Annotated in this window: 12 protein-coding genes; 6 read left to right on the top strand and 6 right to left on the bottom strand. The window is 44.5% G+C overall.

Translation table 11 applies throughout. The features are described from left to right. Positions 1-6: 6 nt before the first annotated feature. Both BQ9893_RS18720 and BQ9893_RS18715 read right to left on the bottom strand, forming a co-directional pair. The gene (locus BQ9893_RS18720; RefSeq protein ID WP_244155197.1) at positions 7-3261 is read right to left on the bottom strand and encodes a TonB-dependent receptor; all 3255 of its coding nucleotides are present in this window, start codon (positions 3259-3261) and stop codon (positions 7-9) included. Positions 3262-3570: 309 nt separating this feature from the next. Next, positions 3571-4629: a FecR family protein gene (locus BQ9893_RS18715; protein WP_075967470.1), complete on the bottom strand. Its 1059-nt coding sequence runs from the start codon at positions 4627-4629 to the stop codon at positions 3571-3573. Between the two features lie 117 nt (positions 4630-4746). On the opposite strand from BQ9893_RS18715, the gene BQ9893_RS18710 reads away from it, so the two are divergent. Both BQ9893_RS18710 and BQ9893_RS18705 read left to right on the top strand, forming a co-directional pair. After that, positions 4747-5307: an RNA polymerase sigma-70 factor gene (locus tag BQ9893_RS18710; RefSeq protein WP_081415492.1), complete on the top strand. Its 561-nt coding sequence runs from the start codon at positions 4747-4749 to the stop codon at positions 5305-5307. A gap of 133 nt (positions 5308-5440) precedes the next feature. Next, positions 5441-8257, top strand: coding sequence for an outer membrane beta-barrel protein (locus BQ9893_RS18705; RefSeq protein WP_075967319.1), 2817 nt, complete (start codon positions 5441-5443; stop codon positions 8255-8257). A gap of 45 nt (positions 8258-8302) precedes the next feature. Here BQ9893_RS18705 and BQ9893_RS18700 read toward each other — a convergent pair whose 3' ends face one another. Then, positions 8303-8902 (bottom strand): rhomboid family intramembrane serine protease, encoded by a 600-nt coding sequence (locus tag BQ9893_RS18700; protein ID WP_075967318.1) that lies wholly within the window; start codon positions 8900-8902, stop codon positions 8303-8305. A gap of 167 nt (positions 8903-9069) precedes the next feature. Between BQ9893_RS18700 and cls the strand changes: the two genes are divergently transcribed. Beyond that, positions 9070-10515, top strand: coding sequence for a cardiolipin synthase (gene cls / locus BQ9893_RS18690; RefSeq protein ID WP_075967317.1), 1446 nt, complete (start codon positions 9070-9072; stop codon positions 10513-10515). Here the strand turns inward: cls and BQ9893_RS18685 are convergent. Genes BQ9893_RS18685 through BQ9893_RS18675 form a run of 3 tightly spaced genes read right to left on the bottom strand, consistent with a single transcriptional unit; the run spans position 10487 to position 12516 of the window. Further along, positions 10487-11062, bottom strand: coding sequence for an RsmD family RNA methyltransferase (locus BQ9893_RS18685; protein WP_075967316.1), 576 nt, complete (start codon positions 11060-11062; stop codon positions 10487-10489). The genes cls and BQ9893_RS18685 overlap by 29 nt on opposite strands. After that, complete coding sequence (locus BQ9893_RS18680) at positions 11050-11877, bottom strand: DUF3822 family protein (RefSeq protein ID WP_075967315.1); 828 nt, start codon at positions 11875-11877, stop codon at positions 11050-11052. The genes BQ9893_RS18685 and BQ9893_RS18680 overlap by 13 nt, the downstream gene beginning before the upstream one ends. A gap of 9 nt (positions 11878-11886) precedes the next feature. Then, positions 11887-12516 carry a hypothetical protein gene (locus tag BQ9893_RS18675; protein ID WP_075967314.1) on the bottom strand — a complete coding sequence of 210 codons (630 nt, stop codon included), beginning with the start codon at positions 12514-12516 and terminating at the stop codon, positions 11887-11889. Between the two features lie 93 nt (positions 12517-12609). On the opposite strand from BQ9893_RS18675, the gene BQ9893_RS18670 reads away from it, so the two are divergent. From BQ9893_RS18670 to rsmI, 3 genes are all read left to right on the top strand, one after another. Next, a complete protein-coding gene (locus BQ9893_RS18670) occupies positions 12610-14025 on the top strand; it encodes an ATP-dependent DNA helicase (RefSeq protein WP_075967313.1) in 1416 nt (471 codons plus the stop codon). A 114-nt stretch (positions 14026-14139) separates the two neighbouring features. Further along, positions 14140-14925 (top strand): hypothetical protein, encoded by a 786-nt coding sequence (locus BQ9893_RS18665; RefSeq protein WP_075967469.1) that lies wholly within the window; start codon positions 14140-14142, stop codon positions 14923-14925. Positions 14926-14949: 24 nt separating this feature from the next. Next, the gene (gene rsmI, locus BQ9893_RS18660) at positions 14950-15654 is read left to right on the top strand and encodes a 16S rRNA (cytidine(1402)-2'-O)-methyltransferase (RefSeq protein ID WP_075967312.1); all 705 of its coding nucleotides are present in this window, start codon (positions 14950-14952) and stop codon (positions 15652-15654) included. Positions 15655-15658 lie beyond the last annotated feature (4 nt).

Genomic DNA, 15658 nt, shown 5'->3' with positions numbered 1-15658 from the left:
TCATGTTTAAAAACTAACATTAAGACCGATTGAGAAAGACCGGTTGATCGGATACAAGTCACGGGAACTGTTCTTCTTTTCAGGATCCAGTCCCGGATATTGCGTCACGGTAAACAAATTTTCGGCAGAAGCATAAATCCTCAAATTCGCCATCGATATCTTGGACAAAAGTTTTTGCGGCAGATTATATCCTAACATGATATTTTTCATTCTAAGATAATTCATGTTATAGAGCCAATAACTGTTGTCACTTCTATCCGTGCTTGTTCCTAATCTCGGCCATTTTCCACTTCTATTCTCCAAAGACCAAGGTTCGGTCCAGTGATCCCAAGTGGAAGCATAACGTCTGTCGGCAAAAGCCGTGTTATTGAAGTCTGTAATCCAGAAATCCTTACGTCCCAAACCTCCGTTAAACAGCATCGATATATCAAATCCTTTCCAAGCAGCTTGCAGGGTAATACCGTAAGTGGTTGTCGGGCGGTCGCGCTGGATATTCGGATAAGCCTTTTTATCTTTACCATCGATTATACCATCGCCGTTCAAGTCTTTACGGATCACATCGCCGGGCGATAATCCCTGAGGCGTATTGTTATAAATATCCTGCCATGTCTGTGCTATACCATTGTTTTCATAAATATACAAGAAATGGTAAGGCATATCCAAATAGACCCAACCCCGGCTGAGGAACTCGTTCCACTCTTTCAAGACAGTCCGGTTATAAGCCCCGTTCAGATTGACAGAATATTCCACATTACCGATTTTATCTTTCCATGTCAAGTTCAATTCTATACCTCTATTCAGCAAATCGCCGATATTGGCACGAGGAGCGCTATAGGCACCTGTCAGGTGTATGGACATTTCGGACGGACGGTTCATGCCGGTACGTAAACGGTTGTAAAAATCAATTTCCGTACGCAAACGGTTATTCAAGAAACCCAAATCCAAACCGACGTTGATATCAGTTGAAACTTCCCAAGAAAGATCTTTGTTTATCATCTTCTTGTTCACGAACCCCTTGACAACATCACTCGACATATAATTCATTGCTGTCAAAGTCTCCAATTGTTCAAAACGATCTACACCCGAATTGTCACCCAACTTTCCCCAAGAGGCACGGAGTTTACCGCTTGACAACCATGAGGATAAATATTTCTTCAGAAACTCTTCTTCTGTGAAACGCCAACCCAGAGCGACAGTCGGGAAGAAACCGTACTGGTGTCCTTTAACAAACTTTGAAGAACCATCGACACGAAAACTGAATTCTAACAAATATTTGTCGTATGCACTGTAATTCATACGGCCGATATAGGATCTCAATCCTTCTGAGGCGGAACTGCCCGAATTGCTTTGAACATTTGTCAAAGCAGCGTTGATCTCACTGGTCGACGGATGGATACGGTCGTTACGGGAAGCTCCCGTCGAACGAGTATGCCAATACTCTTCGCTATAGACAAACATGGCACCGATATTGTGATTTTTCGCAATAGTCGTCTCATATTGTAAACGACCGTTCAACTGTGTCTTGTAGTTGGTCGTATTATTATCGCTGACTCCCACATTGTTGGCCACATAGTAACGCCCGATATCTTTTCCTGTCTGAAAATCATAAGCGGCTCCTGTCGGAGTATCGGCTCTTTTCTGAAAATAGTTGCTAAAGCTCAAAGCATAATCAACATGAGCCGTAAAGCCTTTAAAGACATTCCAATCCAAATAAACGCTTCCGTTCAATTGTTGACGAGTCTGTTTCGGGTTACGGCTGTCAAAAAAAGCATACGGGTTATAAGCCTGGATATCTTCGCCATAAGCCATAACACCACCATAACGGCCGGTTACAGGATCATAAGGAGTCACACCGGCAATAGCATATTGCATATCGCCGCCACCGGAATCACTGGTATCGTTGTTTGTGATACCATCGGCATAACCGCTATAGGTGAATTCGGACCAGTTACCATCAACACGAGCACCCACTTTCACATTATTGAACATATTATAGTCATAATTGAAACGAGTATTATAGCGTTTAAAATCGTTTTTCATCTGAATACCCTCTTTGTCCATCATACCGATAGAAATGTAAAAATTAGACTTATCATTTCCACCTGTTGCTGAAAGCGTATAGTTTTGGAGAGTTCCGGTACGCATGAACGTGTCAAACCAATCTGTATTCGGATAACGCAACGGATCGATCATTCCTAACGCCATCCATTGATCGATCGTCCCGTCTTTGAAGTTGTAACTTTCCCGTTTGGTTCCCGATGCAGCTCTGAATTGTTGCAATGTCAGGGCACGTGGGTAATCATCCATAAAATCATAAGAACGAGAAGGTTTTTCTATTGCATAAGATCCTGTAAAATTGATGCTTGTCTTTCCTTTTTTACCTGTACGTGTCGTTATCAGAATAACCCCATTAGCAGCACGAGATCCGTAAATAGAAGCAGAAGCCGCATCTTTCAACACGGAAATGCTTTCTACATCCGCCATGTTGATACGGTTGATATCGACATCCGGCATACCATCGACAACGACCAATGGACTGGTGTTGTTTACCGTACCCATACCACGGATCATCAAAGAGGCTTCATCCTTACCTGCCATACTGGTTGTTTGGGATACTTGCAAACCGGGAACCAAACCGGAAAGTCCGGAAGACACATTGGAGATTGAACGGCTCGATATTTTTTCATCGACATTGACAGCTGCTACCGCTCCAACCAAATTCACCTTTTTTTGAGTTCCATAACCAACAACGACTACTTCCTCGATTGCTTGGGAATCCTCTTTCAATGTCACATTAATTTCCGATTGTCCCTTTACCGGAACTTCTATGGAAGTATATCCAATATAAGAAATAACTAAAACGGCATTGTCCGGAACATCCAAGCTGTACTGCCCGTTTATATCTGTGATCGTACCGACTCCATTATTGTCCTTGAGCACGACATTCGCTCCAATGACCGGTTCGCCTGTTTGATCTTTTATTATACCTTTGATTCGTTTGCTTGCTTGGTATTTTTCATTTTTTGAAGGAATAGCGGATTCAGTCAGAATAATATCCTTATCTACAACCCTATAAGCTATATTACTGTTTTTAAACAGAATGTCTAATACCGTAAAGATATCTTGGTTATCTACGGAAAGCGTTACTTTACGATCGACATTTACCAATTTGCTGTTATAGAAAAAGTGATACTCCGACTTATTTTCTATAACGTTCAATACCTCTGCTATGCTTTTCTTCTCTGCGTTAATAGACAGCATTGTATTTGAGGCATAAGAATCTGATGCAAATACTGTTCCGACGCATAAGAACAGAGATAAGAAAATAGAATTAAATACTCGATGAATACCTGATTTTGTAAAATCAGGCACTGGATCATAGTGATCCAATCGGCCATCATTATTTTTTGCCATACTTGTAATTATTGATTTAAGATTAAATTAAATCCGGATTCCCGGATTATTAATTAATTTGACGGGAAAAGTTCCACTATACTTTTCCTACGTTCTCTCTTTCATGACTCATACATTTACTCCATAAGCATTAAATTTAAGTTAAACATCATATTTTCATTTCATCTTGCGAAGCACAACCTGTTCCCGCTGCACGGATTGACTGTCATCCTTTTCCATCCGTTTTATCGAATAATCAATTCGTGAAGAAATTCTGAGATAATCCAATATCTGCGGTAACTGCCGATTATTGAAAGTCCCGGTAAAACGATACGAGTCAAGCACCGGATCCGTTACTTTGAAATCGACATTATAAAAATTAGCCAAACGCCTCAAAACTTCAGGCAAAGGAGTTTCTTTAAAAACCAAACGTCCATCTTTCCAGGCAATCTCTCCTTCAACATCAACATTCATGACCTCCAAGGTCTTATCATTTAAATCATAAACCGCTTTTTCCGACGGATACAAATGTCTTTCACTTGTTTTTCCGGCATCCTCTTTCATTATTATATTAACAGCACCGGAAACCAAGGTCGTTTGTACGACTTCCTCCTTCTCATAAGCCTGAACATTAAATTCTGTTCCGAGAACCTTCACTTTCAAACGATCATCAGACACGCTCACGATGAACGGATGTTCCGGATCATGTTTCACTGAAAAATAAGCCTCACCGACAAGCGTCACCTTCCTTTCTTTTTCAGTATATGAGGAAGGATAAGATAACGTACTGCCTGAATTCAAATAAGCTATCGAACCATCCGGCAAATCAAGACATGTCCGCACGCCTCTATTTGCACAGACCGTTATTTGCTGCGGAGCCAAAACGGAAGACTTCCGCAACAAAAATGAAATGGCAGTCGACATGACCAAAAGTCCGACAAAGCAAGCCGCGGCTATAGAAATCCGGTATAACCTTATTCTTTTATTCCGTTTATCTATACGCTTCTGAACCTTCTTGTAAGCCTCAACAGAATTTCTGGAAAGGATTCGTTCACTCGTTTGAGAGGCATGAAAAATACGAGCTGTCTGCAATACGGTTTTTTCATTCTCTTCCGAAATCCGCATCCAATCCTCCACACGCTTTCCTTCCTCTTCAGTCGTCATACCGCTAAAATATTTGAAGAGCAAAGTCGTATCCGGATTTATTCCGCTTATATGTCCTTTTTCGATTTCCATTCTATATATACGACACAACTGTATAGACCATACCCTAAACAGAAAATACAGTTTTTTTCATAAAAAATGATTTTATTATTTCTATCTTTGCGCAAAGAGATAAAAAATCTAAAAGGAATGTGTGTAGATGATAATAGCTTAATCACCTTACTACAACAAGGGGATAAGGATGCTTATAGACAACTGTTTATCAAGTATTATTCCCCCCTTTGCGAATATGCGTCTCAGTATATTTCCGATGATGATTCTGAAGAACTTGTGCAGGAATTGATGCTTTCACTTTGGGAGGCACGGGAAAATCTTGTGATTGAGACGTCTTTGAAATCTTACCTGTTTATCTCCACCAAGCATCGTTGCCTCAATGCGATCAGGAAAAACCAGTATCACGAACGTATTCATAACCAGATATATGAAAAAATAAAAGACCAGTTTGAAGATCCGGACTACTATTTCGTGAACGAACTGACGGACAATATACACAAAGCGATAGAAAACCTGCCGGAAACCTACCGGGAAACATTCACACTGAGCCGTTTCGGAGAAAAAACAAATGTACAGATTGCCGAAAAGCTCGGAATATCGGTAAAAACCGTCGAATACAGGATATCGCAGGCTCTTAAGATACTCCGCATCAAATTGAAAGATTACCTGCCTCTTCTAATAAACATTTTGGGCTAAAGACGTATTGTCAATCTGCCAAACACCGGATATTTGTTAATAAATCAAAATCAAGCCAAGTCCTATTAAACTAACAGAAAACTTCCGTGTCTACTTTTTCGTACTTAATATCAGATAAGATAAAACAAAAGTTATGAAATCGGGAAGGTATTTTTTTATTCTGTTTTTAATTCTGTTGACTATGCCTGCATATGCACAAAAAGGCGTAGACATCACCGGAACGGTGATTGAGGAGGGAACTAATGAACCAATCGAACAGGCTACGGTCCGTTTGTTAAGTGTCAAAGACAGTTCCATGATCGGAGGTGTTGCCACATCACGCGATGGAGGTTTCATTTTCAAAGACATTAAGAACGGCAGCTATTTACTGCACGTGTCGTTTGTCGGATTCGATCCGCTTTATCAACCTTTGCGTGTTACGGGGAAGACCAATCCGGTCAAGTTAGGCAAACTCACGCTTGCCGACGGGGCAATCCAACTGGGCGAAGCTGTCGTGATCGGAAAAGCTCCGGAAGTAACAGTGCGCAACGATACGATGGAGTACAATGCCGATTCCTATAAAACCACGGAAGGTTCCATGCTGGAAGACTTACTGAAAAAAATGCCAGGAGTGGAAGTGAGCAGCGAAGGGAAAATCACAGTCAACGGAAAAGAGATCAAAAAGGTACTGATCGACGGAAAAGAGTTCTTCTCCGACGACCCGAAAGTCGCTTCCAAGAACCTGCCATCGAAAATGATCGACAAAGTACAAGTATTGGATAAACTGAGCGATATGGCCAAGATGACCGGATTTGACGACGGGGAAGAGGAAACCGTCATCAACCTGACCGTCAAGCCCGGAATGAAACAAGGCTGGTTCGGTAACGCTTTTGCCGGTTACGGCAGTGAAGACCGGTATGAGGGGAATTTCATGGTGAACCGCTTCATCAACAACGACCAGTTGACATTGATGGGAGGCATTAACAACACAAACAATATGGGATTCTCGGATCTTGCCTCCAGCATGTTCTCCGGAATGGGCGGGCCGCGTGGACGCCGAAGCGGAGGAGCCGGCAACGGGATCACGACATCCGGAAATATAGGGCTGAACTTCAGTAAGGAATTTAATCCGAAGTTGACGATCGGGGGTAACCTCCGTTATTCTCATTCCGACAACGATGCGATCAGCAAGAGCAACCGCCAGAATATCCTACCGGGCGACAGCACCTCTTTCTACAACGAGAACAACAACAGCAATACACGTAGCGACAATGTGGCCGCCGACCTTCGTATGGAATGGAAACCGGACTCACTCACTCAGATCATCTTCCGTCCGAGTTTCAGCTATAGCGACAGCCACAGCCGCGAAGGAAGTACCTTCAACACACTGAGCGGGAATCGCGACACGGTCAACATCGGCGAATCCGATTACCTCTCTGACGGAAGCGGATACAAGCTCAACGCCCAACTGGAATTCAGCCGTAGACTGAACAGCGAAGGGCGTGTTTTCAGCGGCTCTCTATCGGGAGGATTGAGCGATTCCTATAATAAAGGATTGAACTATTCGAATACCGAATACCTGATGATGGTGGACGGGATGAACAACGAGCTGGTGGATCAGCGTTTCCGTTACGACAACAAAGGGTTCAACTACCGGGCTTATTTATCTTGGGTAGAACCGATCGGGCACAACAACTTCATCCAGGCGACCTATAGTATCCGGCAAAACAGACAAGAATCCCTGAAAAATTCATACACCCGTGAAGAGGGAAGCGAAGATTACAACCTGTTGGACACAGCTTACAGCAAGAGCTACCGGAACAATTTCATCAACCAACAAGTCAGCCTTGCCTTCAAAGCTGTACGGGCAAAATATGATTATACGATCGGTTTGACGGTAGACCCGTCTCACAGTACGAGCGAGAACTTCGTGGGTGACACGGTTCTCTCCAAACTGTCACGCAATGTGGTAAACCTGTCGCCAATGGTCCGTTTCAACTACAAATTCAACAAACGCACGAACCTCCGCATCAACTATCGCGGACGTACCAGCCAGCCCAGCATGACACAACTGCAACCTGTGGCCGACATCTCGGACCCGCTGAACACGACAATGGGTAATCCGGACTTGAAACCGACTTATACGAACGATCTCTTCGTCCGTTTCCAGAAATTTGTGCCGGAAAAACAAACAGCTCTGATGGTGATGTTGAATTTCGACTATGTGATCAACGATATTGTCAACAAGTCCGTCTATGTCGGTAACACCGGTAAGAAGATGACGACCTACGACAACGTGAACGGGAACTACAACGGGAACATCCGCGTCCTGTTCAACACTCCGCTCAAGAATCGTAAATTTTCGATCAACTCCATGACAATGGCTTCATATGCCAACAATAACGGTTTTATCAACGACGAGAAAAATACGAACAAGAACATGGTTCTGATGGAACGCGCCGGCATCGATTTCCGTTCCGACTACCTGGACCTCGGGTTGAACGGCAACATCCGTTATAACGGAACACAAAACTCACTCCAGGGACAAACCGAACTGAATGCTTTCAACTACGGCGTGGGCGGAACGACTACGATCTATCTTCCACTTGACTTCAAGGTGGAAAGCGACATCAACTGGTCGACAAACTCCGGTTATTCGGATGGTTTCAAACAAAACGAAGTGCTATGGAACGCTTCCGCTTCCAAATCATTCCTGAAAGGGAAACAGGCGACACTCCGTTTCAAGATATACGACATACTGAAACAACGCAGCAACATCTCCCGTAGCGTAACCGCCAGCTATACACAAGATTCCGAATACAACACCCTGGGCAGCTACTTCATGGTACATTTCATCTACCGTTTCAGTATCTTTAAAGGAGGAGCCGGCATGAACGACGTGCCCGGACCGGGCGGAAGAGGACCGAGAAACGGTGGCCCGATGGGTCCGCCTCCGGGGGGAAGATTCTAATGATCTATCTGTTACTTTTGGCTTGATCTTTTGGTTACTTTTAGATCAAGCCAAAAGTGACAGATAAAACCCCTTGATCAGCGAAGGCTCCAATATTGCCGGATAAATCAGACCGTAGAGCGCTCCGTAGAAATGGGCGTTATGATTGACATTATCTCCCGCTTTTTTCGCCATATACTGGCAATAGGCCAGATAAATCACACCAAAGATAATTCCAGGAACCGGCAATACGCCAAAAAACAGAATCTTTCCCCACGGGTTCAGTAAAATAGAAGTAAACAAAACAGCCGATACAGCTCCCGAAGCGCCTATCGAGACATAATAAGGATCATTGCGCCGACGGACCAGATCATAAAGGGAAGCGATAACCATCCCGCCGAAATACAAGCCTAAATAGCTACCCGTACCAAGCCCCAAATAACCGAAAGCACTCTCCATATATGTCCCGAACGACCAGAAAGTAAACATATTCACAAGCAAGTGCGTCATGTCGGCATGCACGAAACCATGCGTAATCAACCGATACCATTCATTATTATGGACAGTGCGATACGGTATGAACGCCAACTTCCTGAACAACTCATGGTTGCCAAAACAGATATAGGACACGATAACCGTGACCCCGATAATAACATAAGTAATCATAGTCTATTCTAATTTATTGGCATCAAATGTAGTAAAGATTGAACAATGTCACCCCTATATGGTTTACAAAAACAGTTTATAAAAACAAAGCAATGCATTTGCTATTTTCATTTTAGCTTTCTATCTTTACAAATTACGATATACAGACAGATATAAAAACATCCGAAATGCTGGCACTCGTACACATACATATACAATGGGTAGTGGGTATAATATTCATTATATTATACTGCGTCACCATTTTGGGATTGGTGCTGGTCATCATCACGGAAAATCGAAATCCGTTGAAAACCATTCCTTGGGTAATCGTGTTGCTGCTTGCCCCCGGCATCGGGCTTCTGTTCTATTTCTTCTTCGGGCAGGACAACCGAAAGCAACGGATTATCTCCCGGCGCACCTATAAGCGCATCATGAAACGTCCGCAAGCAGGGAAGTTCCCGCAGGATACATGTTCCGTTCCCTCCCACTACCAGCCTCTGGTTACACTTCTGACCAACAGCAACCAATCGTCCCTACTCTACGGAAGCGACATTACGATCTATACGAACGGAGCAGACAAGTTTCACGACCTACTGGAAGAGATTTCCAAGGCAACCCACCATATTCATATTCAATATTACATCTTCTGCGATGACGAAATCGGCAACAAGATTAAAGAACTGTTGATCAAAAAGGCCAAAGAAGGTGTCGAAGTCCGTGTCCTTTACGATGACGTAGGCTGCTGGAACGTGAAAGACAGGTTCTTCAAAGAAATGTCGGATGCAGGTATCGAAGTCAATGCTTTCCTGAAAGTGGCGTTTCCGGTCTTCACCAGCAAGGTCAACTACCGAAACCACAGGAAAATCGTTGTCATAGACGGCAAAGTCGGTTTTATGGGCGGCATGAACATTGCAGACCGCTATACGAAAGGAACCAGTTGGGGAATATGGCGAGACACGCATTTTAAGATTATCGGAAAGGGAGTACATGGTTTGCAGGCGGCTTTCCTGATCGACTGGTACGTGGTCAGCAAAAAACTTCTGAACGACAAGATTTATTATCCGCAGCTTCCGGTCTACTCGGACGATAACATCATGCAGATATGTACCAGCGGTCCCGTCGGACAATGGCGTACGCTCTTGCAGGCGGCCATCTTCACAGTTGTCAACGCCAAGAAATATGTATTTATCCAAACTCCTTATTTCCTTCCGACCGAAGGACTGAACCAAGCTTTGCAGATAGCAGCATTGGGAGGTGTCGACGTGCGACTGATGCTCCCCAAGCGTTCGGACACGCGCACGGCGAACATGGCGACTCATTCTTTTATTGATGAAATGGTAAAGGCGGGTGTCCAGGTCTATTTCTATAAACCGGGATTCCTACACTCGAAGTTGATGGTGACGGACGACGAACTGACCTGCATCGGTTCCGCCAATATGGACTTCCGCAGTTTCGAGCATAATTTTGAGATCAACGCCTTTGTTTACCAGCCTTCGTTTGCACAACAGATGAAGAAGGTGTTCCTGCACGACATGCACAGTTGCGAAAGGTTAGTGCCGTCACGCTGGCTGAAGCGACCGATCAAACAACGCATAGCCGAATCGTTTATGCGTCTGTTTTCTCCCCTCCTTTAGAAACTGCTTTGTCTTTTATAAAGATGGAAAAGTTCACCGAACCGTAGACGCGGTGCTGGTAGAAATAAGGCAATCCGGAGAAATCATTTGTCTTCGGATGTTCCATCACGAAGATTCCTCCATCGCGCAGCAGGTCGCGTTCAAAAACAAGTGCCGGCACTTCGGGCAATTCTTTCAGGGCATAAGGAGGATCGGCAAAGATGAAATTGAAATGTTGAGCCGGCGCCGAATGGAGATAACGGAAAACATCGCCGCGAATCAGCGTCAGCGAATCCGTTTTCAACTCTTTGGCAACTTTGGCGATAAAAGAAGCATGCGCATTATTCTTTTCGACAGCCGTCACACTCCGGCATTCGCGTGAAAGCAGTTCGAAAGAGATGCTCCCTGTCCCGGCAAACAGATCGAGCGCATCCAATCCTTCGAAGTCGATATGGTTGGAGATCACATTGAAGATATTTTCTTTCGCAAAGTCCGTCGTCGGACGGGCACTGAAAGTAGACGGTACGTCAAAACGGCGCCGTCCGTATATTCCGCTTATAATTCGCATAATGATAAAGCTATAAGATCCAATGGAGCCTGCAATACCTCCGTTCCCATCAAATAGGCCTCGGAAGGAATCTCCTGCGGATCGATGTTTCGTAAATAATTCCGCAACGTATTCGTTATACTATTCTGTAAACCTGCATCACCGGAAAGAAACAACTGGTCTTTCTGTTGATCCATGCCAACCTGTTTCCATACATATAATATATAATACAAAATATCGTCCGTATGTTCATACTCGAACGAGTTTACGAAAAGCAGGTTCCCCTGTGCATAGCATGCCACATCCATTCCCCGCCGATGCAACACGACATACATCCGGCGGTGCAAACGCGTACGGCTCTGCTTCTTCCATAACGAAAGCAGCGGGCTGACATGATGGACAAAATGAAGATTGACCAACGAACGGGAACAGAACTCATAGACCTCTTCGTCCATTCCGAATACCAACTCCGCCTGTTCTTCTTTCAGTTCGTTGTTCAGACAACGTCCTTCGGGAGAAGAAAATGTGAACGCAAGCAGTTCCGCTTTCTGTTTTTCCTGAAAAACGGCTGCCGGCACAATCGTATACCGGGAAGTGGCACAAACCACATTGACCTGTTTGTAGAACCAGGTCAGGAAATCGTTTTCAAAGAAACATTCTTTCAGAGAAGAGACATAAGGTTTTGTCCGGTCGAACTCGATGTCTCTATAAAAGAAACTCTCATTCACCGAAGGACTGTATGCGGAAAAAGAAAGTCCACCCGACCGAAGCCGGATGGACATTATGTAATTTTCCGAATGATCAGCTGTTAACTTATCAGACAGGTTAATAGACATAAATTGTCATTAATCTTCCCAGTTACCTGCGTTGTTATTGATTTCTTCAACAGAACCTACGCGCAGACCCGGATATTTGTTCATCTTTTCAGCCTTATCCTTCAGGTTGTAAACCAACTGTTTGTCCAAGTCGCCCAGATAATCGTCATACAGGACACCGCACTGGAATACTTTTACTGTATAACCGGAACCGGAAGTAAGAGTAGCCGTATCCATAGAGAACTGCACGTTTGCACCCGGCACATTGCGCATATCGTCTACATTATAACCACTACCGAACAATGTGTCCACTGCTGTTACCCAAACAGTGTCACGTCTGATCAGACCTTTCTTAACGGCTTCTTTTTCAGTCATACCTTTTTCGAGCTGTTCGTCAGTCAGCACACCTTCCTTGATAAGGAACGGCAATTTTTCATCTTTTAAAAACTTACTCAGTTCATCAAAATTGGCTGCATGCACCTTGTGAATGTTCTTATACTCGATCTGTGCTTTACGAATATCGATCAAACGAGCTTTGATCAAATTTTCACGACGATCCTTCTCATCTTTAAATTCGATCGGACCCATAATACTTCTGTAACACATGTACGCAAGCAGTACTACTGCCACAGCCAATAAAATCTTTAATGTAACTTTCATGGTTTATATTGTTTTTTGAATTTATTTCGTTCGGCAAATTTAAAAAAGAATATTTAATACACTACCTTTATCGCGAAAATTATTACGATCAAAATGATAAATAGTTATTTAAGCCGCCAAATTACGCAAAATTTCCCATATAATCCGACCGAAGACCAGGTTTTAGCGTTAAATGTCCTATCCGAATTCCTGCTTTCGGAAGAGCCGGATTCGCTTTTACTGCTGAAAGGATATGCAGGAACCGGTAAAACTTCACTGGTCGGAGCCTTGGTGAAGACGATGGCGGAGCTAAAACAGAAAAGCATCCTGCTCGCCCCGACCGGACGGGCAGCAAAAGTATTTTCCGGCTATGCCGAACAGAAGGCTTTTACGATACATAAAAAAATATACCGCCAAAAAGCTTTTTCCAACGAACCGACCGGTTTTCAGCCGGCCGACAACCTGCATAAAGACACGCTATTTATTGTAGACGAAGCCTCCATGATAGCCAATGAGGGGTTGGACTCGTTTGTTTTCGGCACCGGACGCCTGCTGGACGATTTGATCCAGTATGTCTATTCCGGCGAGAATTGCCGCCTGATCCTAATGGGCGATGTGGCACAGCTACCTCCCGTCATGCAAACCGAAAGTCCGGCTCTCAACCCGGCAATACTACGCGAGTATAATTTAAAGGTACAGGAAATCACCCTCACACAGGTTGTCCGTCAAAGCGAAAACTCCGGCATTTTGTTCAACGCTACCCGTCTCCGGGATGCCTTGCGAAACGAGACGGTCGAGATTTTCCCCAAACTAAGGCTGAAAGGCTTCACCGATTTCAGGAAGGTAAACGGAGACGAACTGATCGAAGAGATATCCTCGGCCTACAGCCGGGATGGGATCGAAGAGACCATGATCATTTCACGTTCCAACAAGCGGGCTACCATATATAATAATGGTATCCGTAACCGCATCCTGTATCGGGAAGAAGAACTTTCGTCCGGCGACAGGCTGATGGTTGCCAAGAACAACTACTTCTGGACTGCCGGCAATAAGGAGATGGACTTCATCGCTAACGGCGAAATCATACAGGTGTTGCGTGTACGAAGAACTTACGAGCTTTATGGTTTTCGTTTTGCCGACGTATCGGTCCGTTTTCAGGATTATGATCTCGAGATGGATGTCAAGATCCTTCTCGACACCTTGCAGACCGATGCGCCTGCACTACCGAAAGAGCTGAACGACAAACTCTTCTTTACCATCCTCGAAGATTACGAAGATGTCCCGACAAAGGCGGGAAAGATGAAAAAGATGAAAGCCGATCCCCACTACAACGTCCTGCAAGTCAAATTCGCCTATGCCGTCACCTGCCACAAGGCACAGGGCGGCCAATGGATGAACGTCTTTCTGGATATCGGCTATATCACGGAAGAAATGCTGGGGGAAGATTTCTACCGCTGGCTTTACACAGCCTTCACACGTGCGACCCACCGGCTCTATCTGGTCAATCTGCCGAAAGAGTTCGAGGAGTAAGGGATGAATAACAATATTTTGTATTTTAAACTCGTTACATATATAAGAAATACCTATTTTTGTTGCAATATAAACGAAAATCGGCTTGCTGATTTTCATGAATGGCATAAAGGAATGGCGAATAAGGAAAAAATAGATTATCTGCTCTTGGATATCCGGGAGCTTGAAACGCTGGTTGCCGGCATGCGGGATGCAGAAGTGTATCCGGTGTCTTTTTTCGGCCAGACTTTCGACCTCACTCATAAGATTCTGAAAGATCTCCATGCTCTGGAAACGGCTCAGATCGAAACATTACGCAAACAGATGGAAGAGCATCAGGCTTTGATCCAATCTATTCCCACATCGGCCACCATCCCGGTACAAACGGAACAGGTACAGGCAGAAATAGAGCCGGTCATCCAAGAACCGGAAATCAAACGGGCTGTAACGGAAGAAACCGCAAAAAAGGCTCTTTCGGAGGAAAAACCTGAAGAAGGACCGGCAGTTACTCAACCGACCCCCATAATGACTCCTGCAGAGGAAATCAGGCAAGAACTTCCCACAGAAAAGGAATCTCCGGCCAAACCGGAGCCAAATCCCGTTAAAGAATCAGAGGCTCCCGTAGTGGGAACATCCGAAAAAGTGATCTCCGCTGAACGTCCCGGATTATTCCTCAACGATTTGTTGGAAAAGAAAAACCTTTCGGACTTCCGTAAGGCATTCAGCCTGAACGATCGTTTCCGTTTCCGCCGCGAGTTGTTCGGAGGAGACGAGGCACGGATGAACAAAGCAATCAACGACCTGAACGATCTTCACTCGTATGAAGACTCGGTCACATATTTGAATAACGAATTAAAGTGGAATATAGAAGATGAAGCGGTAGCAGACTTTATCAAGCTGCTTGAAAAACGCTTCCTCTAAGCAATGGACAATTGAAAAAGCGCTATGGCAAAATTAACAGTAGTACCCACTCCCGTCGGAAATCTGGAAGACATGACGTTCCGGGCAATCCGCGTGTTGAAAGAGGCCGATCTTATTCTGGCGGAAGACACGCGTACTACAGGCATCCTGCTCAAACATTTCGAAATACAGAATAAGATGCAGTCACATCACAAATTCAACGAACATAAAACGGTGGAACAGGTGGCAGCCCGTATCAAGGTAGGCGAAAACATCGCCTTGGTGTCGGATGCCGGTACGCCTGCGATATCCGATCCCGGATTTATGTTAGTGCGCGAATGTGTACGTCAGGGTGTAGAAGTAGAATGTCTGCCGGGAGCCACGGCTTTCGTTCCTGCCTTGGTCGCTTCGGGACTTCCCAACGAGAAATTTTGTTTCGAGGGTTTTCTTCCCCAAAAGAAAGGAAGGCAGACACGCCTGAAAGAGCTCTCAACGGAATATCGCACCATCATTTTCTACGAGTCACCTTTCCGGCTGGTCAAAACATTGACGCAGCTGGCTGAGTTTTTCGGAAATGACCGCCCGGTTTCCGTATCGCGCGAAATATCGAAGATACACGAAGAAACCGTACGCGGCACACTGGAAGAAGTTATCGCTCACTTCACTGTGAACGAACCGAAAGGTGAAATTGTTATCGTATTAGCAGGCTTAAAAGATAAAAAAGACAAAGTAACAGAGACAGAAGTTTAACGTA

This window comes from Parabacteroides massiliensis, assembly GCF_900155425.1.
Taxonomy (GTDB): domain Bacteria; phylum Bacteroidota; class Bacteroidia; order Bacteroidales; family Tannerellaceae; genus Parabacteroides; species Parabacteroides massiliensis.
The sequence above is the reverse complement of the archived record's forward strand: the minus strand, read 5'-3'. Positions and strand labels throughout refer to the sequence as shown.